General features: G+C 72.7%; 13 protein-coding genes. 8 read left to right on the plus strand and 5 right to left on the minus strand.

The genetic code is table 11. The annotated features are described in order from the left end of the window. The coding region (locus ABZ354_RS26010) for an amino acid adenylation domain-containing protein (RefSeq protein ID WP_358660664.1) at nt 1-5,825 on the minus strand (5,825 nt) is incomplete at its 3' end. Between the two features lie 41 nt (nt 5,826-5,866). Then, nucleotides 5,867-11,218 (minus strand): amino acid adenylation domain-containing protein, encoded by a 5,352-nt coding sequence (locus ABZ354_RS26015; protein WP_358660665.1) that lies wholly within the window; start codon nt 11,216-11,218, stop codon nt 5,867-5,869. 279 nt (nt 11,219-11,497) lie between these two features. Here ABZ354_RS26015 and ABZ354_RS26020 point away from each other — a divergent pair, with 279 nt between their 5' ends. From ABZ354_RS26020 to ABZ354_RS26030, 3 genes are all read left to right on the plus strand, one after another. After that, a complete protein-coding gene (locus tag ABZ354_RS26020; RefSeq protein ID WP_358660667.1) occupies nt 11,498-12,418 on the plus strand; it encodes a MurR/RpiR family transcriptional regulator in 921 nt (306 codons plus the stop codon). Between the two features lie 283 nt (nt 12,419-12,701). Then, a complete protein-coding gene (locus tag ABZ354_RS26025; protein WP_358660669.1) occupies nt 12,702-13,424 on the plus strand; it encodes a response regulator transcription factor in 723 nt (240 codons plus the stop codon). Nucleotides 13,425-13,574: 150 nt separating this feature from the next. Beyond that, on the plus strand, nt 13,575-14,120 hold the full coding sequence (locus ABZ354_RS26030; protein WP_358660671.1) for a flavin reductase family protein: 546 nt from the start codon (nt 13,575-13,577) through the stop codon (nt 14,118-14,120). Nucleotides 14,121-14,241: 121 nt separating this feature from the next. On the opposite strand, the gene ABZ354_RS26035 is transcribed toward ABZ354_RS26030, so the two are convergent. Then, on the minus strand, nt 14,242-15,792 hold the full coding sequence (locus tag ABZ354_RS26035; RefSeq protein ID WP_358660673.1) for a tryptophan halogenase family protein: 1,551 nt from the start codon (nt 15,790-15,792) through the stop codon (nt 14,242-14,244). After that, complete coding sequence (locus tag ABZ354_RS26040) at nt 15,789-16,661, minus strand: tryptophan 2,3-dioxygenase family protein (RefSeq protein ID WP_358660675.1); 873 nt, start codon at nt 16,659-16,661, stop codon at nt 15,789-15,791. The genes ABZ354_RS26035 and ABZ354_RS26040 overlap by 4 nt, the downstream gene beginning before the upstream one ends. Nucleotides 16,662-17,533: 872 nt before the next feature. On the opposite strand from ABZ354_RS26040, the gene ABZ354_RS26045 reads away from it, so the two are divergent. The 5 genes from ABZ354_RS26045 to ABZ354_RS26065 all read left to right on the plus strand — a co-directional run bounded on the left by ABZ354_RS26045 (nt 17,534) and on the right by ABZ354_RS26065 (nt 22,414). Continuing rightward, entirely contained in the window at nt 17,534-18,487 is a 954-nt protein-coding gene (locus tag ABZ354_RS26045) for an ABC transporter substrate-binding protein (RefSeq protein WP_358660677.1), read from the plus strand. After that, nucleotides 18,487-19,443: an amino acid ABC transporter permease gene (locus tag ABZ354_RS26050; RefSeq protein ID WP_358660679.1), complete on the plus strand. Its 957-nt coding sequence runs from the start codon at nt 18,487-18,489 to the stop codon at nt 19,441-19,443. The genes ABZ354_RS26045 and ABZ354_RS26050 overlap by 1 nt, the downstream gene beginning before the upstream one ends. After that, entirely contained in the window at nt 19,440-20,204 is a 765-nt protein-coding gene (locus ABZ354_RS26055) for an amino acid ABC transporter ATP-binding protein (protein WP_358660681.1), read from the plus strand. The genes ABZ354_RS26050 and ABZ354_RS26055 overlap by 4 nt, the downstream gene beginning before the upstream one ends. Beyond that, nucleotides 20,201-21,415 (plus strand): M20 family metallopeptidase, encoded by a 1,215-nt coding sequence (locus tag ABZ354_RS26060; RefSeq protein WP_358660683.1) that lies wholly within the window; start codon nt 20,201-20,203, stop codon nt 21,413-21,415. The genes ABZ354_RS26055 and ABZ354_RS26060 overlap by 4 nt, the downstream gene beginning before the upstream one ends. A 126-nt stretch (nt 21,416-21,541) precedes the next feature. Then, complete coding sequence (locus ABZ354_RS26065; protein ID WP_358660685.1) at nt 21,542-22,414, plus strand: MurR/RpiR family transcriptional regulator; 873 nt, start codon at nt 21,542-21,544, stop codon at nt 22,412-22,414. A gap of 82 nt (nt 22,415-22,496) precedes the next feature. Here ABZ354_RS26065 and ABZ354_RS26070 read toward each other — a convergent pair whose 3' ends face one another. Then, nucleotides 22,497-24,101 (minus strand): glycoside hydrolase family 13 protein, encoded by a 1,605-nt coding sequence (locus ABZ354_RS26070; protein WP_358660687.1) that lies wholly within the window; start codon nt 24,099-24,101, stop codon nt 22,497-22,499. Nucleotides 24,102-24,168: the final 67 nt, after the last annotated feature.

Raw genomic sequence — 24,168 nt, forward strand, 5'->3', positions numbered from 1 at the left:
CGTTCCTCGGCGTGCGCCCGCACCCGCGCCGTCAGGTCGTCCACCTCGCCGGCGCCCTCTTCGGCCACGACGTACCCGACGAGCCGCCGGTGGTGCCGGGCCCCGGGGGCGGCGGCCACCGCCGCCCGCACCCCTTCGCAACCCGCCAGTACGGCCTCGATCTCACCGAGTTCGATACGGAACCCGCCGACCTTGACCTGGAAGTCCTCCCGGCCCATGAACTCGATGTCACCCGACGGCAGCCACCGGCCCACGTCACCCGTCCGGTACAGCCGCTCCCCCGTCACCGGATGCGTCACGAACGAGGCAGCCGTCCGCTCCGGGTCACGCCAGTAGCACTCGGCCAGACCCGTACCGGCGATGAACAACTCCCCCGGCACCCACACCGGGCACTCCCGCCACTGCGGGTCCAGGACATGGAACCGCTGATTGCGCAGGGGACGCCCGTACGGGATCGACTCCCAGTCGGCCCGCACTTCACCGACGGGGTAGGCGATCGACCAGATACCCGCCTCGGTGGCGCCGCCGAGGCTCACCACCTGGGCGCCCGGCGCCACGGCGCGTATCCGGTCCGGCAGCTCGACCGGGATCCAGTCGCCGGACAGCAGCACCAGCTTCAGCGGGAGCCCGGTCGCGTCGACCGCGTGCTCCACGAACATGCCCATCAGCGCGGGCACCGAGTTCCACACGGTCACGCCGTGTTCGGTGACCAGGTCCTGCCAGTGCCCGGGATCACGGCTCGAACCCGGCCGGGGCAGCACCAGCGTGCCGCCCGCGCCCAGCACACCGAACACGTCGAACACCGACAGGTCGAAGCTCAGCGACGACAACCCCAGCACCACGTCCGAGGACGTCACCCCGAACCGCTCACAGACGTCCACACACGTGTTCAGCGCCGCCCGGTGCGACACCGCCACACCCTTCGGCAACCCCGTCGAACCCGACGTGTAGATCACGTACGCCAGGTCTCCGGCGTCGGCCGTGACATCCGGCACGGGGCCCTCGTCGAGCGGTGCGGTGAGGTCGACGTGCTGCTCGGTGGTGCCGTCCGGCCAGTCGAGGGCGGTGTCGTGTGCCGAGGTGACGACGACGCGGCTGCCCGCCCGTTCCATCAGGGAGTGCCGTCGCTCGACGGGCAGTTCCGGGTCGACGGGCAGATACGCGCCGCCCGCCATCAGCACGCCCAGCGCCGCCACGATCTGCTCACGGCCCTTGCCGATCGACACCGCCACCAGCTCGCCGGGAGCCACGCCCCGCGCGAGCAGCCCCCGCGCCACGGCGGCGGACCGCGACCGCAGCTCGCCGTACGTCAACGACCCGTCGGCCGCCACCACCGCGACCTTCCCCGGAGACTCCACCGCACGCTGAAGCAGCCCCGCGTGCAGCAGGCCCTCCGGAACCGGACCGGCGGTCTCGTTCACCTCCGCGACCAGGGCGCAGTGGCCGGGCGGTGCCAGCTCGCCCGGGCCGGACGTCCACACCGTCTCGTCGGCCGCCAGCTCGGCGAGCAGCCCGCAGTACGAGGCGAACATCTCGTCCACCAGGCCGGCCGGGAAGAGTTCCTCGACGGCGGGCCAGCTGAGGTAGAGGCCCTTGCTGGTCTCCAGGACGGCGGCGTCGATCCACACCTGGGGGGTCTGGACGGACTCGTGCACCAGGTCGCCGAGCCAGTCGAACAGCGTCTCGCCCTGGTCGCCGGTCTCCTGCACCAGCGTGGAGGTGAACACGATCGGCATCACGGAGCCGCTGGTGCCGCCGCGCTGGCGGGCCAGTTCACGCAGCACGTCGACGCCGTTGACGTAGCGGTGTTCCAGGTCCTCCCAGGCGTGCTCCTGGAGGGCGCGGGCGATGTCGGCGATGCCCGTGTCGCGTTCGAGGTCGACGGGCAGCAGGTCGAAGGAGGCGAACTCGCCCACCAGCCGGTCGGCGTCGGGGTGGACCGGGATGCGGTTGATGACCGTGACGTTCAGCGTGAACTGCGGGCTCCGGGACCAGCGGCCCAGGACGGTCGCGTACGCGGCGAGCAGCACCGCGGACGGTGTCACGCCGTGGGCGGCGGCCTGCTCCTTCACGCGCTGCCAGGCCGTCCGTTCGAGGACGTGGCTGCGCGGGGTGAAGCGGGGCTCGGTCACTTCCGACGGGGCGACGGCCAGGGGCAGTTCCGGTGCGGGCGGGAGCTCGGCGACGCGGCGCCGCCAGTGGTCGAGGGACTTCTCGTAGAGCGTCGTGCCGCGTACCTGTGCGGCGGCGAGGACGTAGTCCCGGTAGGACAGGCCGATGTCGGGCAGCTCGGCCGTCGGGTCGGCGTACAGGGTGCGCCATTCCTCCAGCAGGATGCGGATGCTGCCGATGTCGGCGATGAGGAGGTCGAAGCTGAGGTACAGCCGCGTCAGGTCGCCGGGCAGGTGCACGGCGGTGATGCCGAACAGGGGCCAGGTGTCGGTGGGGCGCATCTCGTGGGAGATGCGGGTGCGCAGCTCGTCGAGGTGGCGGGCGCGTTCGGTCTCTTCCACGTCGCGCAGGTCGACACGGTCGAAGGCGTAGCGGCCGGGGTCGGGCAGGATGCGCTGGCGGCCGTCGTCGGTGAGGACGGCGTTGAGCATGGGGTGGCGGCGCATCAGCCGGTCCCAGGCGTTCTCCAGGGCGTCCAGGTCGATGCCGGTGTTCTCGACCTCCCAGTAGATGTGGGCGGCGACGTTGCCGAGGGTGAAGTTGCCCAGCCGGCCGATCCACTGGGCCTGCTGGATCTCCGTGAGGGGGAAGGGTTCGTACAGCTTGTCCGGGTCCGCGACGGCTACCGGGAGGGCCTCGACGGGCTGTTCCTCGCCGCTTCCGCCGTGCTGGGCGACGAGTTCGGCGACGGCGGCGACGGTGGAGGCGCGGACCAGGTCGCGCATGGGGACGGTGACGCCGAGGTCGCCGCGGATGCGGGCCACGACCTGGGTGGCGAGCAGGGAGTGGCCGCCGAGTTCGATGAAGCTGTCGTGCACGCCGACCGGGGCGATGCCGAGGAGGTCCTCCCAGATGCCGGCGACGGCCGCCTCACGCGGGTCGCGCGGCTCCAGGTAGACGGTGGACAGGGCGGGCCGGGAGTCGTGGACGACGGGCTCCGCGTCGGCCTCGTCCTCGACGAGGGCGTCGAGGGAGGCGGCTTGGACGCCCGGGGAGGCGGGGGCCTCGATCCAGTAGCGGCGCCGCTGGAAGGCGTATCCCGGCAGGGCGACCCGGCGGCGGCCGGTGCCGTCGAGGGCCTCCCAGTCCAGGTCGGCGCCTGCCGTCCACAGCCGGCCCACGGCGGTGAGCAGGAACTCCTGCGCGTCCGCGTCGCTGCCGGGCTCGGGCAGCATCGGCACGATGGTGCGGTGCAGCGCGCCGTCCGCGCCGCGCGCCAGGGTGGACAGGGTCCGGCCGGGGCCGACCTCGACGAGCAGCAGGTCCTCGCGCTCCAGCAGGCGCTTCACGCCGTCGCCGAAGCGGACGGTGCCGCGGGCGTGGGCGGCCCAGTAGCCGGGGTCGGCGAGATCGGCGGCGCTGATCCAGTCGCCGGTCCGGTTGGACAGGTACGGCACCTCGGGCTCGCGCGGGGTGAGCCTCGCGCACTCCTCGGTGAGGGCGGGCAGCACCGGGTCGACCATGGGCGAGTGGAAGGCGTGCGAGGTGTGCAGGCGCCGGTGCCCGATCTCCTGCCGTTCCAGTTCGCGGGCGAAGGCCTCCACGGCGTCGTCGGGGCCCGCGACGACGCACAGCCGGGGCGCGTTCACGGCGGCGACGGCCAGCGGTTCGGGCAGCATCGCGCGCAGGGCGTCCTCGTCCAGGGCGACGGACAGCATGCTGCCCGGCTCCAGCTCCTGCATGAGCGCGCCGCGCCGGGCGACGAGACGTGCCGCGTCGGCGGGCGGCAGCGCGCCGGACAGGCAGGCCGCGGTGATCTCACCGACGCTGTGCCCGAGCATGGCCTGCGGGCGCAGCCCCCAGTCGGCGAGCAGCCCGGCCAGGGCGTACTCCACGGTGAACAGGGCGGGCTGGGCGAACTCCGTGCGCTGCAGCGCCTCGGCCGCGCGCCGCAGTCCGTCCGGGGTGGTGTCGCGCGGGTGGAGCAGGTCGCGCAGGTCGCGGTCGAGGTAGGGGCGCAGCAGGTCGGCGCAGGCGTCGACGCGCTCCCGGAACCCCGGCTCGGCGTCGTACAGTTCGCGCCCCATGCCGGGGTACTGGCTGCCCTGGCCCGGGAGCAGCAGGGCGATGTGGGCGCCGTTGACGGCGCGTCCGCCGGCCGTGTACGCGGCGTCCTGCGTGGCGAGGCGTTCGGCGGCATCGGCGTGGTCGCGGCCGACGACGACGCGGCGGTGCTCGAAGGCCTTGCGGCCGCGGTGCAGGGTGTGGGCGACGTCGGCGAGTTCGGCGGCGTCCGGGTCGCGCAGGGCCCCGGTGAGGGCGTCGCCCGCCGCGTCGAGGGCGTCGGGGGTGCGCGCGGAGAGGGTCAGGAGCTGCACGGCGCGGGGGGCGGGTGCCGGCCGGGTGGGCTCGGGCGCCTCTTCCAGCACGACGTGGGCGTTGGTGCCGCCGAAGCCGAAGGAACTGACGCCGATCCGCAGCGGAATGCCGCCCTCGGCCTTCCAGTCCCGCAGCCGGTCGTTGACGAAGAACGGCGAGCCGTCGAAGTCGATGCGCGGGTTCGGCTCACGGAAGTTGACGACGGGGGCGAGCTTGCGGTGCTTGAGCTGGAGCACGGCCTTGATCAGCCCGGACACGCCGGCGGCGCTGTCCAGGTGCCCGATGTTGGCCTTGACGGAGCCGAGGGCGCAGTAGCCGCTGCGGTCGGTGCTCGCACGGAAGGCCTCGGTGAGTGCGGCGATCTCCACGGGGTCGCCCAGCGGGGTGCCCGTGCCGTGGGCCTCGATGGCGGTGACGGTGTCGGCGTCGATGTCCGCGACGGCCAGTGCGGCGGCGACGGCGGCGGCCTGGCCGTGCACGCTGGGCGCGGTGTAGCCGACCTTGTCGGAGCCGTCGTTGGTGAGGGCCGAGCCCTTGATGACGGCGTCGATGCGGTCGCCGTCGGCGAGGGCGTCGGCGAGCCGCTTGAGGACGACCATGCCGGCGCCGCTGCCGCCGATGGTGCCGTTGGCCTCGGCGTCGAAGGGGCGGCAGTGGCCGTCCGGGGAGAGGATCATGCCCTCTTCGAAGCGGTAGCCGACGCGGTGCGGGACGCGGACGGTGGCGCCGCCGGCGAGGGCCAGGTCGCACTCGTAGGAGAGCAGGGCCTGCATGGCAAGGTGCACGGCGACCAGGGAGGAGGAGCAGGCGGTCTGCACGGAGACGGCCGGGCCCTGCAGGCCGAGCTTGTAGCCGATGCGGCTGGCCAGGTAGTCCTTGTCGTTGGCGATGAGCAGTTCGAACCCGGCGGCGGAGGCGTCGACGCGGCGGCCGGGCAGCAGGTTGTTCAGCAGGTAGCCGGAGAGGCTGCACCCGGCGTACACGCCGACGCCCTGCCCTCCTTCGGGGTGCCCGGCGTCCTCCAGCGCGTGCCAGGCGCACTCGAGCAGGAGCCGGTGCTGCGGGTCGAGGAGCGCGGCCTCGCGGGCGCTGTATCCGAAGAAGCGCGCGTCGAAGCGGTCGATGTCGTCGAGTACGGCGCCCGCGCGGACGTAGTCCGGGTCCTTGAGGAGGTCGGGGCCCACCCGGTCGGCGAGTTCGTCGTCGGAGAAGACGGTGACCGACTCGACCCCGTCGCGGAGGTTGTGCCAGAACTCGGTCAGGTCGTGGGCACCGGGCAGCCGCCCTGCCATGCCGATCACAGCTATGTCAGGGGTTGCCTGGGCTTCAGCCATGGCCGTGGTTCCTTTCTCACGTGGGGACGGTCCGGCGGCGGTCACCTGGCGCGGCGGGCGAGGGCCGCACGGCGCAGCGAGGCCCGGTCGCGGGCCGCGCGCGTCGTGCCGGATGCCGTCGTCGTTCCGGTCAGGTGGCCCGCGAGGCGACGGACGTTGGGCTCGCCGAACAGCGCGGTGATCGGGAAGGTGAGGCCCAGTTCCTCCCGCAGCCGGCGGTGGATGCGGGTGAGGACGAGGGAGTCGAGGCCGAGGTCGAAGAAGTTGTCGAGCACTCCGACGCGGCCGGCGGGTGTGTGCGCCGCCACGACGCGGAGGATCTTCTCCTCCAGGTCGGTGGCCGCGGGGGTGGCGTCCTGCGGGGCGGTCGTGGGGTCGGGGAGGGCGGCGCGGTCGACCTTGCCGTTGGAGGACAGCGGGATCTCGTCGATGACCATCACCACCGGCGGCACCATGTATCCGGGCAGCCGTTCCTCGGCGTGCGCCCGCACCCGCGCCGTCAGGTCGTCCACCTCGCCGGCGCCCTCTTCGGCCACGACGTACCCGACGAGCCGCCGGTGGTGGCGGGCCCCGGGGGCGGCGGCCACCGCCGCCCGCACCCCTTCGCAACCCGCCAGTACGGCCTCGATCTCACCGAGTTCGATACGGAACCCGCCGACCTTGACCTGGAAGTCCTCCCGGCCCATGAACTCGATGTCACCCGACGGCAGCCACCGGCCCACGTCACCCGTCCGGTACAACCGCTCCCCCGTCACCGGATGCGTGACAAAGGAGGCAGCCGTCCGCTCCGGGTCACGCCAGTAGCACTCGGCCAGACCCGTACCGGCGATGAACAACTCCCCCGGCACCCACACCGGGCACTCCCGCCACTGCGGGTCCAGGACGTGGAACCGCTGGTTGCGCAGGGGACGCCCGTACGGGATCGACTCCCAGTCGGCCCGCACTTCACCGACGGGGTAGGCGATCGACCAGATACCCGCCTCGGTCGCCCCGCCCAGGCCGACGACCTGGGCGCCCGGCGCCACGGCGCGCAGCCGGTCGGGCAGCTCCACCGGGATCCAGTCGCCGGACAGCAGCACCAGCTTCAGCGGGAGTGCGGCGGCGTGCTCGACGAGCATGCCGAGCAGGGCCGGGACCGAGTTCCACACGGTCACGCCGTGTTCGGTGACCAGGTCCTGCCAGTGCCCGGGATCACGGCTCGAACCCGGCCGGGGCAGCACCAGCGTGCCGCCCGCGCCCAGCACACCGAACACGTCGAACACCGACAGGTCGAAGCTCAGCGACGACAATCCCAGCACCACGTCCGAGGACGTCACCCCGAACCGCTCACAGACGTCCACGCACGTGTTCAGCGCCGCCCGGTGCGACACCGCCACACCCTTCGGCAACCCCGTCGAACCCGACGTGTAGATCACGTACGCCAGGCCGCCCGCGTCGCCCTTGACGTCCGGTACGGGGCCGTCGGCGGCCGGTCCGCCGATGTCCACCAGTTCCTCGGTGGTGTCCGTCGGCCACACGAGGGGGGCTTCACGGCCGGAGGTGAGGACGATGCGGGCGCCGGAGCGTTCCAGGAGGGAGTGCCGTCGCCCGGCGGGCAGTTCCGGGTCGACGGGCAGATACGCGCCGCCCGCCATCAGCACGCCCAGCGCCGCCACGATCTGCTCACGGCTCTTCCCGATCGACACCGCCACCAGCTCGCCGGGAGCCACGCCCCGCGCGAGCAGGCCCCGCGCCACGGCGGCGGCCCGCGACCGCAGCTCGCCGTACGTCAACGACCCGTCGGCCGCCACCACCGCGACCTTCCCCGGAGACTCCACCGCACGCTGAAGCAGCCCCGCGTGCAGCAGGCCCTCCGGAACCGGACCGGCGGTCTCGTTCACCTCCGCGACCAGCCTCTGCTGCCGTACCGGCCGCAGGTCGGCGGGGCTCGACTCCCACGCCCTCTCGTCGCGGGCGAGCCCTTCGAGGAGCCGGCAGTACGCCGCGAACATGTCGTCCATCAGGCCGGCCGGGAACAGGTCCTCGACGTGGTCCCAGTTGAACGACAGGCCGTCGGCGTCCTCCCAGACCTGGTGGTCGAGCAGTACCTGAGGGGTCTGGGTGATGCCGTGGGCGCGCTCGCCGAGCCAGTGCACGGGCAGGTCGGGGTCGCCGTCCGAGGCGTGGCCGCGGGCGCCCGCGAAGACGACCGGTGAGAACAGGCCACCCGCGGTGGGCCGGCGCCGGGCGAGGTCGCGCAGGACGCTCACCCCGCTGTAGGCGCGGTGTTCGAGGTCGGACCACAGGCGCTGCTGGATGCCGGCGGCCAGCCGTGCGACGCCCTGGTCCTGGTCCCGGTCGCCGAGGTCGATCTCCAGGAGGGTGACGGAGGTGAAGTCCCCGACGATGGTGTCGACCTCCGGCCGGATCCGGTGGCGGTTGAAGGTGGGGAGGTTGAGGGTGAAGTGCCGGTTGCGGGACCAGCGGCCCAGCACGGTCGCGTAGCCGGCGAGGAGCACGGCGGCGGGGGTCAGGCCGTGGGTCGCGGCGCGGCGCCGCAGCTCGGTCCAGGTGTCCTGGTCGAGCCGGTGCTCCAGGCGGCGGAAGCGGTGGCCCGCGCGCGGTTCGAGAGCCGCGGTCAGGGGGAGTTCCGGGCCCGGGGGCAGGGAGTCGAGACGGTCGTGCCAGTAGGCGCGCGCGGCCTCCAGGGCCGCGCCGTCGTCCTGCCGGGTGGCGAGGACGTAGTCGCGGAAGGTCAGGCCCAGGGGCGGCAGGTCCGCGTCCCGGCCCTCGTACAGGCACTGCCATTCGCCGAAGAACAGCCGGAGGCTCCACACGTCGAAGACGAGCAGGTCCAGTCCCACGTGCACGCGGCAGCGGCCGGCGTCCAGGACGCTGACCCGGACGTCGATCAGCGGGGCCCGGTCGGTGGGCAGGACGTCGTGGGACATCTCCTGCCGCACGGCGTCCAGACGGCGGTGGACCTCGTCGTCGGCCTCGTGCCGCAGGTCGTATGCGGTGAGGTGCCCGCCGGCCACCATCTCGGGCGGTAGGACGCGCTGGGTGCCGTCGGCGGCGAACACGGCCCGCAGCATGTCGTGCCGGGCCACCAGCCGGTCCAGGGCGTCGCCCAGGCGGGAGACGTCGAGTCCGTCGGCGTCGAACTCGGCGTAGAAGTGGGTGGCGACGCCGCCGAGCGGGAACTCCGGGTTGCGGCCCGCCAGATAGGCCTGCTGGAGGTCGGTCAGCGGGAAGGGCTGGTAGCGGTCGCCGGGGGCGGAGGCGACCTGCGGGGCGGGCGGGGCGGGGGTGGGGCTGGCGGCGCGGTCCGGGAGGCGCTCCAGGAGGGCGTCCGCGAGGGCTTTCGGGGTGCTGCCGCCCAGCAGGGACAGGGGCAGGAGCACGCCCAGTTCGCGGTGCAGCAGGGCGCGCAGCTCCATGGTGCGCAGGGAGTCCATGCCGAGGTAGAGCAGGGTGCGGCCGGCGTCCGTGTCGTCCAGGGGGCGGCCGAGGGTGTCGGCGAGGAGCAGGACCAACTGCTCGGCGAGGACGTCGTGGCGGGCCCCGGCGGGGGCCGCGTCCAGGGCGTCGGCGAGGGGCGGGCGGGCGGTCCCGCCGAGGGCCGGGCCGCTACCGGTGCCGGGAGCGGGGGTGGCGCCGGCCCGGGCCAGGACGGAGAGTTCCCCGCTCCGGTGTGCCGTGCGGCAGGCGGCGCGGCGGACCTTGCCGCTGGCCGTCTTCGGTATGCGGTGGGCGGGCACCAGGACGACGTCGTGGACCTCCACGTCGTGCGCGGCGGTGACGGCGCGGGCCAGCTCACGCGCCAGAACCGCGAGATCGCCGACGGCCTCGGCCGTGGCGTCGTCGATGCCCTGCACCACCACGAGGCGTTCCTGCTCCTGCTCCTCCACGGAGAACGCCGCCGAGGGCAGTCCGGCCAGCCGGGGTTCGGCCTGCCGGCAGGACTGTTCGATGTCCTGCGGGTGGAGGTTGCGGCCCCGCACGATGACGAGTTCCTTCAGCCGCCCGCACACGACGAGCTCGCCCTCGTGGAGGAAGCCCAGGTCGCCGGTGCGCAGATAGCGGCGTCCGCCGCCGGTGAGCATGCCGTGGAAGGTGGCGGCGGTCTCCTCCGTACGGCGCCAGTAGCCGTCCATGACGACCGGCCCCGTGATCCACAGCTCGCCCACCGTCGCCGGGGGGCAGGGGCGGCGGGTCTCCGGGTCCACGATGAGCAATTCGGCGCCGGGGCCGGGGGAACCGCAGCCCACCAGCGTCTGCGTGCGGGCGGTGTCCTCGCGGGCCGGTGCGACGCTGCCGCGCTCCAGGGCGGCGGCGTCGGCCTCCAGGACGACGGGGGGCGCGCTGCTCTTGTGACCGGTGACGATCAGCATCGTCTCGGTCAGGCCGTAGGCGGGGAACCAGGCCTCGGGGCGGAATCCGTACGGCGCGAACGTGTCGGCGAAGTCGGTGAGGGTGCGCGGCCGGATGCGTTCGGCGCCGACCAGCGCGGTCTGCCAGTGGGACAGGTCGAGGCCCGCGCAGCCGGCCTCGTCGGCCGCGGCGACACACCGGTCGTAGCCGAAGGGGGCGCCGCCGCTGAGGACGGGGGCGTCGGCGGCGGAGATCGCGCGCAGCCAGCGCATCGGGTCGTCCACGAAGTCGCCGGGCTGGATCAGCGTGGCGCATCCGCCGACGCAGGCCGCGAGGAGGGCGCTGCCGAAGCCGAGCGCGTGGTGGGCGGGCAGCCAGTTCACCACGTGCCCGCCGTCGGGCAGTCCGGTGCGTTCGCGCTGCAGTTCCAGGGTGGCCCGCAGCCGCTCGTGCGGGACGACGACGCCCTTGGGACTGGACGTGGAGCCGGACGTGTACAGCAGCAGCGCCGGCTCCGAGGGGCGCAGCAGGGCCGGCGGGGGCGGCGGCGCCGAGTCCGGGAGCTCGTCGACGCACCGCCAGGCGAGCGGGGCCACGGCGCGGCGCTGCCACAGGGACCGGCACCTGTCCATCACCGGCCGGGTGGTGACGACGGCGCAGACTTCGGCGTCGAGGGCGATCTCCGCGATCCTGAGCGCGCGCTCGGGGTCGGTGCCGGCGGGCGGCGGGACGGGGACGGCGGCGGCGCCCAGATGCCAGGCGGCCAGACAGGCGGCGAACAGGTCGGGGCCGCCGTCGAGCAGCACGAGCACCCGGTCCCCGGGTTCGACGCGGTCGGCGAGCGCGGCGGCCACGGCGTAGGACCGGGACATGAGGGCCCCGCGGGTCACGCCGAGCGTCAGGTCGGCGGCGCCCGGTTCCTCGGCGGGCCGCACCACGCGCAGTACCTCGCGGTCGCCGTCCTGTTCGCACAGGGAGCGCAGCACGTCGGCCGGCAGCGGTGCGTTCCTGGCCGAGCGGCCTCGCACGGTCTGGGTCATGGCGGCTCCCCTCGCAGCGGTGCGCACCGAGTCGCGTCGGCGCGCCGTACCGGGGGTTCACCGTTGCACCGGCGACGGGCCCGCCACAGGCTCGTCCGATCGGCCCGACCGGGGCGGTGGGGGCCATGCCCGACGGGGGTGCCGGACGAGGTACCCGATCGGGCGGGACCCTCGCTCCGAGTGGCGTGTACACAGCAACTGGGCTGCAGATATGGCCAGTTGAGGCCCTTGGGGTACGCGAGACGTGAGGTACCGTCAAGTCTGTGAGGGGGTGACCGGGTGCATCTGGGGCAACAGGGGGTAAGAGCGCGGCTGCGCAGGGACATGAGCAGCTTCAGCCGCTGCGAGCGGCGCATCGCGCGACTGCTGCTGGACGACCCGGCGAGTGCCACCCAGACGGTGTCGTCGCTCGCGCGGCGCGCGGGGGTGAGCGCGCCAACGGTGGTCCGCTTCGCCCAGCGGTGCGGTTTTCCGGGCTACGCCGCCTTGCGCGACGCGCTCGGGGCGGAGGTGTCGGCGCCGGCGGGACAGGGCGCGGCGGCGCCGGGGTCCGTCGTCCCGGCGCTCCCGGAGCAGGGCGCGGCCACCCGGCCGGGACCCGTCGCGACGCCCGCCGGGCGGGGCGCGGCCACGCGGCGGGGGTCAGTGCCGTCGCGTGCGGTGCGCGCCCCGTCGGCGTCCCGTGCCGGTCTGGACCGGGCGGCGACGCTGCTCACGGAGAGCACCCGGGAGACTCTGGCATCGTTGCCATCGGCGGAGTTGGACGCGGCGGTACGGCTGCTGGGCCCGCCCGGGCACCGGGTGTTCCTGGACGGCGGGCGGTTCACCGGGATCACCGCGCGCTACCTTGCGCTGCGCCTCATGCGGCTGCGCGAGGGTGTGGTCATGATGCCCGAGCACCCGGTCCCCCGGACCTCGCTCACCCGGGACCTCAGACGCACGGACGTCCTGGTCCTGTTCGACCACCACCCCTACGAGGAGCGCACGGCGCGCACCGCCGAGCGGGCCAAGGCCTCGGGCGCCCGGATCGTCCTGTTCACCGATCCGTCGTACTCGCCGGTCACGGAGGTCGCCGACGTCGTGCTCACGGCGGCGGTGCGGTCGCCGGTGCCGCGCACGAGTCTGGTGCCGACCCTGGCACTCATCGAGACGCTTGTGACAGTTCTGGCCGATTCCGGCGACTTCCACCCCTCGGGTTGAAAGCAACCAAGTAGTACAAGACGCTTCCCCGCGACTCACTTTGTAACGCGCTCAACTTTCCATGTTTACCCGTTCCCCCGGGATTTCCTGGGATGACGCGACCGATGTGGTGTTTCATCTTCCGGGAAATCCTGCTGCGATGTAACGTCCGCTCGTGGTTACGCAGAACGCCGAGACCATCCGCAGTGACGATCCTCCACCGGTCACTGGTGCTGATGGGCCCGGCACGGTCCCCCTGCGCGACCCTCTCCCCACATCATCAAACAACCAAGGAGGATGGTCGGTGAGCGAACAGGCAACCCACCATCGCAACGTCGTCAGCCTGAGGGACCACCACGGCACCGCTCCCCGCATTCTGAACGTGGCGGTGTTCCACGAGGACGCGATCATCCGCTGCGGCCTGCAGACCCTGCTGCACTGCCTACCGGCCGTGGGCTCGGTCCAGGTGCTCGACGACCCCCGTACCGTCCGTGACGTCCTGACACGATGTCGGCCCGACATCGTGGTGCTGCCGGCCACGTTCGAGGCCGGCCCCTTGCAGGAGGTCCTGGACACCGTCCGGCTCGTCGGCGCCAAGGTGCTGCTGATGCTGCCGAACGCCGTACGCGAGATCGTGCAGCGCGCCAGCCGCCTGAACGTCGACGGCTTCCTGCTGGAGAGCGGCCTCACCGAGGAGTCGCTCACGCACGCCGTGCAGGCCGTGGCGTGCGGCGAGATGCCCATCCCGCCCAGCCTCGTGCGCGAACTGATGTCCGAGGTCAAGTCCGGTGGCCGCCGGGACCGCGGACCGCAGCTCACCCCCCGCGAGGAGGCCGTTCTGACCCTGCTGGTGCACGGCATGAGCAACAAGCAGATAGCGCACCGGCTCGGCATCTCGGAGAACGGCACCAAACGCCACGTGTCCAACGTCCTGGCGAAGCTGAACTGCCCCAACCGGACCGTGGCCGCGGTGATCGCCGTCAAGGAGGGACTGATACCCGCCCCCGCGCCGTCGGCCGTCCTGTGAGTCGGGCGGTGTCCCCGGGCCCCGACCGGCCACCCCGGACGGGCCCCCCGGTCGCACGCCCGGCCGGGGATAGTGCCCCCAACCCTCCCTCCCTAGCGTGAACGACGGCCACCGGCCTCCCCCGTCGTCGAGTGAAGGATGGGCCGTTTGATGTCGTGGAGCACCCGACCGGGAGCCGCCGAGGCGGCGGGCCCCGGCTCCCGCCCGCAGGAAGTCGACGCGGCCACGTTCCGGGAACTCATGAGTGGCTTCCCCAGTGGCGTCGCCGTGATCACGACGGTCGACGAGGACGGCGTGCCCCGCGGCATGACCTGTACCTCGCTGTGCAGCGTGGGCCTGCAGCCTCCCAGTCTGCTGGTCTGCCTGGACAACCGGAGCGGCACGCTGCGGGCGGCCGTGTCACGGGGCGCCTTCGCGGTGAACCTGCTGCACACGGCGGGACGCCGGGCCGCGGCGTCGTTCAGCGCCCCGGGGCCGGGCGAGTTCGGGAAGTTCGACTGGGAGCCCGTCGAACCGCGCGGCATGCCCCGGCTGGTGTCGGACGCCCACTCCACGGCCGTGTGCCGGGTCCTGCGGACGGTGCCGGGAGGTGATCACACCGTCGTCCTGGGCGCCGTCGAACACGTCGTCACCGAGGATGGTCCGGGCCCGCTCCTCTACGGCCGCCGCCGCTACGCCACCTGGCCGTCGGCGTAGCGAGCGGTTTCCAGCGGCGCGGAGCGCCCGGCGCCGCCGGGCGCCACGGGAAAACCGTCGGGGCCGGTCCTTGAAGGAGATCTTCGAGGACCGGCCCCGACGGCGTGGGGACGTCAGCGGGTCAGCCGTGCAGATGCGCCAGGTACTCGTACTGGCTGGGCAGCTCCGCGGTCAGCTCTTCGGCCTGCCGGCGCACCTTCGCGAACATCTCCTGGGCCGCCGCCGGATCCAGCAGGTCGAGCGCCGGATGGGAACGGTCAGGACCGCTGCCCAGACCGTTGAGCATCACGTTGTACGAGTACGACTCGAAGCCGTGGTAGTAGGGGTACACACTGCTCCCGGAGGGCATCCGGCCCTTCCACACCTCGAGCCGCTCGGCGAGCCCGTCGGGCAGTTCCCGCTCGTCGGTGGCCTTCCAGTAGGGCGTGTCGCTGCGCGTGGACGCCTTGTAGTGCAGTACGAGGAACTCCCGTACGCCGTCCAGGCAGCGGGCGACGCTCTCGTTGTAGCCCCGCGCGAGCACCGGGTCGTTCCCCTTGTCGGGCCAGTGCCGCACCAGCTGCTCGATGCCGTGCTGGATGAAGAAGATGCCCGTCGACTCCAGCGGCTCGACGAACCCGCTGGACAGCCCGATCGCCACACAGTTGTTCACCCAGGAACGCCGGTTGCGGCCGATGCGCATCCGGATGTGGTTGGCCTCGGCGTCCGCCGCCTCCGGGCCGACGAAGGACCGCAGCTCGGCCTCCGCCTCCTCGGGCGTGCAGAACTGCGACGAGTAGACGTACCCCGTGCCGATGCGGCCGAACAGGGGGATCGTCCAGATCCACCCCGAGTCGCGGGCGCTGGCGGTGGTGTAGGGGGCGAGGCCGTCCCTCTCGATGTCGACGGGCACCCGCAGCGCCACCGCCCGGTCGTTGGGCAGCACGTTCTCGTACGACTCGAAGGGCTCTTCCAGCGTCTTGTTGATCAGCATCCCGCGGAAGCCGGTGCAGTCCACGAACAGGTCGCCGGTGAGCTCGCCGTGTTCCTTGGTGACGATCTCCTTGATGTTGCCCTGCTCGTCGCGGCGCACGTCCACGACGTGGTCCAGGATCCGCCGCACACCCTGGCGGGCACCGTGCCCGGCGAGGAACTCGGCGAGCAGCGACGCGTCGAAGTGGTAGGCGTACGGGAACTGGGTGTCCTGCTGGAACATGGTGGTGCGGCGCTGCCGGTCACCGCCGTCGTGCAGCTCGTCGTGGAACAACGAGCCGTCCAGCCGCTTCGGGGCGCGCTTGGCGTCGCACAGCGTCGGCAGCACGTAGCAGGCCTGGTCGAGGCGCTGGTCGTGCGGGCCGAGCTTGAGCCACCAGTCGGCGAGGGTGAAGCCGTCGACCGTGCGCAGGCGTTCGAAGGGGTGGTAGAAGTGCTCGCCCTGGCCCCGCCAGTTCTCGAAGCGGATGGCCAGCTTGTACGCGGCGTTGCAGGACGGCATCCACTCCTCCTCGGCCAGGCCGAGGTAGTCGAAGAAGTGCCGCACGGTGCTGAAGGTCGCCTCACCGACGCCGATCGTGCCCACGTTCGCCGATTCGACCAGGGTGACGCCCAGCCGGTCCCCGAACGTCTCCTTGAGGTAGGTGGCGGTCATCCAGCCCGCCGTACCGCCGCCGACGATGACCACATTCCTGATCACGTGTTGTGTCCTCCTTCGTAGAACGCCGGGCATCCGCCGGCGGGGGTGCGCGACGGGTGACCCGCCGGGTGGGCGCTCTCCATCGCACCGGGCAGGTGGTCGCGCGCCTCCCACAGGTAGGGGAAGAAGCGGTGGGCGAGCGTGTGCTCGAGGTACGAGATGCTGGTGCCGCCGGTGCCCGGGGTGTCGCCGCCGATCATGCGGCGCACCAGGGCGACGTGTTCGGTGCGCCAGCGCAGCCACAGCTCGTCGTAGTCCAGGAGCAGTTCGCTCAGCAGGTACAGGGCGCTGCCGGTGTGCGGCGGCAGGTACAGCTCCGCCCAGTCGGTCAGGCCCTCTCTGCGGCCCGCATCCCGGTGCGCCTCGGCGACGCTGCGCCGGCGCAGCGCGTCGGTGACCGAGGGCGGCAGGGTGCCGCCGTGCGCGGCGCGGACGGCCCTCAGATAGGGCTCGTCGCGCAGCCCGGAGAGCACCTCCAGCTCGCGGAACTGCACGGACTGCAGTCCGCTCGCCCCGTCCAGCAGGGCGCGGAAGGAGTGGAAGCCGGCGGGCGGGAGGTCCCGCAGGGTGCGCAGCTGGGCGAGCAGGACGACCATCGTGTCGTTGACGCGCCGCAGCCGCGCACAGCACTCGGTGACACGTCCCTCGTCCAGCAGCGGCACCAGCCCCCGCAGGTCGTCGACGAGGAGCCGGAACCACAGTTCCATCGCCTGGTGGACGATGATGAAGTGCAGTTCGTCCGGTGCGGTGCTGAGCGGCTGCTGCAGCCGCAGCAGTTCGGGGACGCGCAGGTAGCTCTCGTAGGTCAGCGGGTGGTCCGCGCGGGCGTGGGCGTCGCCGGCGGGGCGGTCGGCAGCCGTGGACTTCATCCGTGTCCGCCCGTTCGGGCACGCGTCGGTCCCCGCCGCGCGGCGCCCGCCACCTGCGGCCGTCCACCGGACCGCGGGGTGCCGGGACGGTCCGCGCTGCCGGGCCTGGGGTCTGTTGCGGGAGTCCCGCCCGCCGGGCGGACGACGGGACTTCCGCAGCAGACCCCAGCCATGTCCAGATGTGGTCCGAGCGGCGTGGCCGGCTGCGGGTACAGACGGGTGATCAACTCTGAGCCGTCGGGCACGTGGCCCCCTTCGGGTGTCGGTCGGTCCTGGGGACGGGAGTCGGTCCCGAGCCTTCCGGCATCGCGCCCGCAGCGGCAGCTCCGACCGAGGTACCCGATCGGGCGCACCGACGGCGCGCATCGAGCCGTACGGATGGTGCGGGGGACGGGGTCCGACGGGGAGGGCACCGGACGGCCGGGCCGGGCGGGACGGCCGGTCCGGGCCGCAAAGGCAGGCGGGCGACGCGAAAAAGGCCGGTCGACGCACTCCGAGGAGCGCGCCGACCGGCTGCACGGCAGCTCCTCCGCGGTCCCCGGCGGAGCAGCTGCCACCACCGCGTAAACGGTGCACCAATACGATTGCATCGTTGTAATGACCTCGTAAAGGGGGTGGCGCACTTACTGAGGGAGGCTTTACCGGTCCCCCGCGCAAACCCGAGGGGTTCGCGGCGGCCCCGGGCGTGTGGCACTCTTGCTGGCCGCTCGGCCCCACACCCGAGCGTACGGCCTGCCGAACAAGCGGCAGAAATCCGAACGCGAACGTAACGCGCGATACATCTAGGCACATCGCCACGTCAGATGTAACGTCGGGAACTGCCAAGCGGCGGACGCCCCCGCCGTCGCCCGCTCGTCGAGAAGGACTCGCTCGTGCTCCCATCCCCTTCGCTCCGACCCACCGCGGCGGCCCTGACCTGCGCGACCGCACTGCTCACCCTCTCCGGCTGTTCCGGCGACGCCACGGGCTCCGACACCACCGTGCGCGACAGAGCCACCGTCGCCGGCACGGTTGTACGGCGTGACGCGAAGCTCCACGGCCTCCTGCCCGGCGCCGTCAAGAAGTCGGGCACCGTCCGGGTGGCGACCGACATCCCCTACCCGCCGTTCGAGATGTTCGCCGCCCCGGGCAGCGACGAGATGACAGGTCTGGACTACGACCTCGGACAGGCTCTGGGCGCGAAGCTCGGCGTGCGCTTCGCGTTCTCCGCGCAGAAGTTCGACGGCATCGTGCCGGCCCTGCAGGCGGGCAAGTTCGACGTCGCCATGTCGGCCATCACGGACAACAAGGACCGGCAGCGGGTCGTGGACTTCGTCGACTACACGCAGTCCGGGTCCGCCGTCATGGTCGCCCAGGGCAACCCCCGCAAGATCCGCACCCTGGACGACCTGTGCGGCCGGAAGGTGGGCGTGCAGGCCGCGACCAACCAGCTGAAGCTCCTCACCGCCCACCAGGCGGCCTGCGCGAAGGCGGGCCGCCCGAAGACGGACATCCAGACCTTCCCCAAGGACTCCGACGCCCAGCTGGCACTGCGGTCCGGCAAGGTCGTCGCCGACGTGCTGACCAAGCCGGCCGCGGGCTGGACCGCCAGGACCGCCGACCGCGGCCGGGCCTTCGACCTGGTCGAGGACCCGAAGGCACCCGGCGGCTACGGGGCCTCCCCGAACGGCATCGCCGTCAGCAAGAAGCTCCCGGCACTCACCACCGCGATCCAGAAGGCCCTCCAGGCCCTGATGGACGACGGCACGCTCACGAAGATATGCGAGAAGTACGGGATCGGATCGATCGCCCTGACGAAGGCGACCCGGAACGCGGCGGTGGACTGATGCAGACCAAGACCCAGCCCCCGCACGGCACCGTCCCGGCGGGCGCATCCGCGCACGACCTCGAGGTCGTCCCCGTACGGCACTACGGCCGCTGGGCCGCTGCCGCCGCCTCGGCCGCCGCCCTGGTGGGCCTGGCCGGCTCCCTGGCGCGCAACGACAACGTCCACTGGGACGTGGTCCGCGAGTACCTGTTCGCCGACCTCGTCTTCGACGGCATGGCCACCACCCTGTGGCTGACGGTCGCCGCCATGACGCTCGGCCTCGCCCTGGGCACCGTGGTCGCCGTCATGCGGCTGTCCGCCAACCCGGTGCTGTACGGGATGTCGTCGCTGTTCGTGTGGTTCTTCCGCGGCACCCCGCTGCTGGTGCAGATCATCTTCTGGGGATACGCCGCCGCGCTCTACAAATACGTGGAAATCGGCATTCCCTTCACCGACGTCACGTTCTTCCGCGCCGAGACCAACGCGCTGCTCACCCCGTCGGTCGCGGCACTGCTCGCCCTGGGCCTGAACGAGGCGGCCTACTCCAGCGAGATCGTGCGGGCCGGCATCCAGTCCGTCGACACCGGACAGACCGAGGCCGCCCATTCCCTGGGCATGCGTCCGCTGCTCACCATGCGGCGGATCGTCCTGCCGCAGGCCATGCGGGTCATCGTCCCGCCGATGGGCAACGAGACCATCAACATGCTCAAGATGACCGCGCTCGTCTCGGTGATCGCCGCGCACGACCTGATGTCGAACATCCAGGACGTGTACGCCCAGAACTACCAAGTCATCCCCCTGCTCGTGGTGGCCGCCATCTGGTACCTGGTCCTCGTCAGCGTGCTGGGCGTCCCGCAGGCCTGGCTGGAGCGCCGCTACGGCCGGGGCTCCGCCACGGGCAGCCGTACCTCACCGCTGCGGCGCGTGTTCCTCGGCGCGACCGCGGCCCTTCACCGAAAGGAGGCGGTCCGATGAGCGCCGCCATGGTCCACGCCGAGGGCGTACGCAAGCGGTTCGGCAGACTCGAGGTGCTCAAGGGCATCGACCTGACCGTGGAAAAGGGCCAGGTCTGCTGTCTGCTCGGCCCGTCCGGCTCGGGCAAGTCGACCTTCCTGCGCTGCATCAACCACCTGGAGAAGGTGGACGGCGGACGGCTGTCGGTCGACGGGCAGCTGGTCGGTTACCGCCAGGAGGGCGGCCGGCTCCACGAGTTGCGCGAGCGTGAGGTCGCCGCACGCCGCCGGGACATCGGCATGGTGTTCCAGCGCTTCAACCTCTTCCCCCACATGACCGCCCTGGATAACGTTGTCGAAGCGCCGGTCCGGGTGATGGGCATCGGCCGGGCGACGGCACGCGGTGAAGCCCTCGGGCTGCTCGACCGGGTAGGACTCGGCGACCGCGCCGACCACTACCCGGCACAGTTGTCCGGCGGACAGCAGCAGCGTGTGGCGATCGCGCGGGCGCTGGCGATGCGGCCGAAGCTGATGCTGTTCGACGAGCCCACCTCCGCGCTCGACCCGGAACTGGTCGGCGACGTGCTGGCGGTGATGCGGCAACTCGCCGAGGACGGGATGACCATGGTGGTGGTGACGCACGAGATCGGCTTCGCCCGGGAAGTCGCGGACACCGCCGTCTTCATGGACGACGGGACGGTCGTGGAAGCCGGAAAGCCCTCGAAGGTGCTGGTCGACCCCGAGCAGGAGCGCACCCGCGCCTTCCTGTCCAAGGTCCTGTGACGGCGGCGGCATGCCGGCGGCCCCGCGCCTCCACGCTGCTGGCACTGGCCCGTGACCTGGTCCCGCGATTCTGCGGCACCCTCGCCGAACTGGTCGGCATCGACTCCGGCTCGTACAGCCCGGACGGGGTGAACCGGGTCGCCGACCGGGTCCAGGACCGGCTGGACGGACTGGGGTTCACGGTCGAGCGGATCGCGCTGCCGCCGGGCGCCGGCGGACAGCGCTCGGGGGACGCGCTCGTGGCCCGCAGACCGGGCCGCCTGAGCGCCGCGCAGGGCGGGCGCCGCGTCCTGCTGGCCGCGCACATGGACACGGTGTTCGACGACGGCACGGCGCGGCAGCGACCCTTCACCGTCCGCGACGGCCTCGCGCACGGCCCCGGGGTCTGCGACGACAAGGGCGGGCTGGTGGCCGGCCTGACCGCACTCGGGGTCCTCGCCGAGGCGGGCCTGGACGACTACCGGGAACTGGTCTTCCTGGCCACACCGGACGAGGAGATCGGCTCCCCGGCCAGCCGCGCCGTGACGGAACGCGTGGCAGGGCAGTGCGACGTGGCCCTGGCCCTGGAGTGCGCGCGGGAGAACGGCGACCTGGTCGTGGCCCGCAAGGGCGTGACCGACATCCGTGTCACCGTCACGGGCACGGCCGCGCACGCCGGCGTCGAACCCGAGCGCGGCGCCAACGCCGCCCTGGCCGCGGCCCATCTGGTCGTGGCGCTGCAAGCACTCAACGGCCGCTGGGACGGGGTCACCGTCAACGTGGGCGTGATCCGCGCCGGCACCCGGACCAACATCGTGTGCCCGGAGGCGGAACTGCACGTCGAGGTCCGCTCGTCGACGGCCGCGGGGATCGACGCCGCGCTCACCGCGATCGAGGCGGCGGCGGCCTCTCCGGCCGTGCCGGGGACGAGCGCGCGCGTCGAACAGCTGGACTTCTGCGCCCCCATGGAACAGACCCCGGCGGTCCGCGAGCTGCTGGCGACCGCCCGCACGCTCGGCGCCGAACTCGGCATCGACGTACGGGCCACCGCCACGGGCGGTGTCGGCGACGCCAACCTCATCGCCGGCGTCGGCACACCCGTCCTGGACGGGCTCGGACCGGTCGGCGGCGCGGACCACACGCCCGGCGAGTGGCTCGACCTCGGCAGTGTGCCCACGCGGGTCGCGCTGCTCGCGGCGCTGATCGCGACAGTCGGCGACGGCCGTGCCTGACCGGAGCGGTCCGGCCGCCGGTGTGTCGGCGTCACCGCACGTCGCACCGTGCCGCACCGTTAGGCTCGGCAGCGTCGGACGCGCTTCAACTACTTTGCGGGAGCGCACGGGAAGGAAACGGGCAGCATGGCCACAGGCGTACTGGCGGACGAAATCCGACTCAAGCTGGGCGAACTCAGCCCCGCCGAGCGCAAGGTCGGGCGCGTGCTGCTGGCCGCCTACCCGTCCGCCGGGTTCGAGACGGTGGCCGCCATAGCCGACCGGGCCGGGGTCAGCGCCCCGACCGTGCTGAGGTTCGTGTCACGATTCGGTTTCCGCGGCTTTCCCGACTTCCAGTCGGCGCTGCGCGCGGAACTGGAGGAACGCAACGCCTCCCCGCTCTCGCTCTACGAGACCCCGGCGTACGGGCGTCCCCTCGACGAGGGCGCGGAGGGGGCGAGTCTGCTCGACCGGGTGCGCACGGTGTTCCCCGCCGAAGTGGCCATGATGCTGGCCGAACTGCCGCCCCACGACCTGGATCACGCCGTCCGTCTCCTCGCCGACCCCAAGGTGCGTGTCACCCTGGCCGGCGGCCGTTTCACCCATTTGCTCGCGCAGTACCTGGGGCTGCACCTGATGCAGCTCCGCGAAGACGTCCGTTTCCTCCCGGACCGGGACGTGGAGCGCACGGCGACGCTGAACTCCCTGCGCAGGCGAGACGTACTCGTCCTCTTCGACTACCGGCGCTATGAGGAGGACAAGGTGGCGATGGCCGGTCTGGTCCGGAAACGGGGCGGCAAGGTGCTGCTGTTCACCGACACCTGGCTGTCGCCCGTGACCAGCAGGGCCGACGTCGTCCTGCCCTGCCGGGTGACGGCCCCCTCCCCGTACGACAGCCTCGTGCCGACGCTCGCCGTGATCGAAACGGTCGTCGCGGGAGTCATCGAGACCCTGGGGGAAGCCGCCCACGACCACCTCCGCCAGGGAGAGGACGTGGCGCAGCACATCGGGCTGGTGTGAGCCCGGCGCCCCTGCGCCCGGCGTGCCCGAGGGCCGTTCGCGGTCTTCCCCGCGAACGGCCCGCTCCCCTGCCGCGTTGCTGTCAGGCCCGCAGCCAGACGGCGGTGTCCCGGGGCAGCCGCCCCTCACCGTCCAGCGGGCCGCTGGCGAGGAGGCGGGTGGTGTGCGGGGGGAGGTCCGCGGGGGCCGTGCGGAGGTTCACGACGCACATCACGCCGTCCGTCCGGGCCAGGGCGAGGACGCCGTCCGGGGCGGGGAGCCAGGTCAGCGGACCGTCGCCGAAGCCGGGCGTGGAGCGGCGCAGGCGCAGGGCGGTGCGGTAGAGGGTCAGCATCGAGTCCGGGTCGCCGGTCTGCCGGTCGACGGCGTACGACGGCCAGTCCCCGGGCAACGGCAGCCAGGGCTCCGTGCGGGAGCCGAAGCCGCAGTACGGCTCGTCGGCGGCCCACGGCAGGGGGACCCGGCAGCCGTCGCGGCCCGGGTCCGTGCCGCCCGAGCGGAAGTGCATCGGGTCCTGGATGCGGTCCAGGGGGATGTCGGCCTCGGGGAGGCCGAGTTCCTCGCCCTGGTAGAGGTAGACCGAGCCGGGGAGAGCCAGGGCCAGCAGGGCGGCGGCGCGGGCGCGGCGGGTGCCCAGGGCCAGGTCGGTGGGGGTGCCGAAGGCCTTCGTGGCGAAGTCGAAGCGGGTGTCCTCGCGGCCGTACCGGGTGACGGTGCGGGTCACGTCGTGGTTGCAGAGCACCCAGGTGGCGGGGGCGCCGACGGGGGCGTGTTCGGCGAGGGTGGCGTCGACGGCTCGGCGCAGCCGGTCCGCGTCCCACGGGCAGGTGAGAAAATTGAAGTTGAACGCGGTGTGCAGTTCGTCGGGCCGCAGATAGCGGGCGAAGCGCTCGGCGTCGGGCAGCCACACCTCGCCGACGAACACTCCCCCGTACTCGTCGGCGACGGCCCGCCAGGAGCGGTAGATGTCGTGGAGTTCGTCCTGGTCGATGTAGGGGTGGGGGCCGGTGCCCTCGGTGAAGTCGGGCAGCCCGGGGGCCTTGGCGAGGAGGGCGGCGGAGTCGATGCGTACGCCGGCGACGCCGCGTCCGAACCAGAAGCGCAGGACGTCCTCGTGTTCCCGGCGGACGTCGGGGTGGGCCCAGTTGAGGTCGGGCTGCTCGGGGGTGAACAGGTGCAGGTACCACTCGCCGTCGGGGACCCGGGTCCAGGTGGGGCCGGAGAACTGGGACGGCCAGTCGTTGGGCGGGAGTTCGCCGTGCGGGCCGCGGCCGGGACGGAAGTGGAACCGCTGGCGTTCGGGGCTGCCGGGTCCGGCGGCGAGGGCGGCCCGGAACCAGGCGTGCTGGTCGGAGACGTGGTTCGGCACGATGTCCACGATGGTGCGGATGCCGAGCTCGCGGGCTTCGGAGATGAGTCTCTCGGCCTCGGCGAGGGTGCCGAAGGCGGGGTCGATGGCGCGGTAGTCGGCCACGTCGTAGCCGCCGTCGACGAGCGGTGAGAGGTACCAGGGGGTGAACCAGACGGCGTCGACGCCGAGTCCGGCGAGGTAGGGCAGTCTCGCCCGGACGCCCGCGAGGTCCCCGGTGCCGTCGCCGTCACCGTCGGCGAAACTGCGCGGGTACACCTGGTAGATGACGGCGTCGCGCCACCAGTCGTCGGTGCGGGGCGGGTTCTGGGCTGCCACGGGGCGTCCTTTCGGGCAGGGCGGATCCTCGCCGCCGGCCCGCGGCGGGGCGTCGGACGGCCGGCGG

Origin of the sequence: Streptomyces sp. NPDC005925 (genome assembly GCF_040638805.1) — a bacterium.
GTDB lineage: Bacteria > Actinomycetota > Actinomycetes > Streptomycetales > Streptomycetaceae > Streptomyces.

What these genes read in the sequence shown, in the direction of transcription:
- ABZ354_RS26030 (WP_358660671.1), top strand. Translation starts at nt 13,575, where the DNA reads ATGTCGTGGAGCACCCGACCGGGAGCCGCCGAGGCGGCGGGCCCCGGC.
- ABZ354_RS26015 (WP_358660665.1), bottom strand. Translation starts at nt 11,218, where the DNA reads ATGACCCAGACCGTGCGAGGCCGCTCGGCCAGGAACGCACCGCTGCCG.
- ABZ354_RS26040 (WP_358660675.1), bottom strand. Translation starts at nt 16,661, where the DNA reads ATGAAGTCCACGGCTGCCGACCGCCCCGCCGGCGACGCCCACGCCCGC.
- ABZ354_RS26065 (WP_358660685.1), top strand. Translation starts at nt 21,542, where the DNA reads ATGGCCACAGGCGTACTGGCGGACGAAATCCGACTCAAGCTGGGCGAA.
- ABZ354_RS26050 (WP_358660679.1), top strand. Translation starts at nt 18,487, where the DNA reads ATGCAGACCAAGACCCAGCCCCCGCACGGCACCGTCCCGGCGGGCGCA.
- ABZ354_RS26055 (WP_358660681.1), top strand. Translation starts at nt 19,440, where the DNA reads ATGAGCGCCGCCATGGTCCACGCCGAGGGCGTACGCAAGCGGTTCGGC.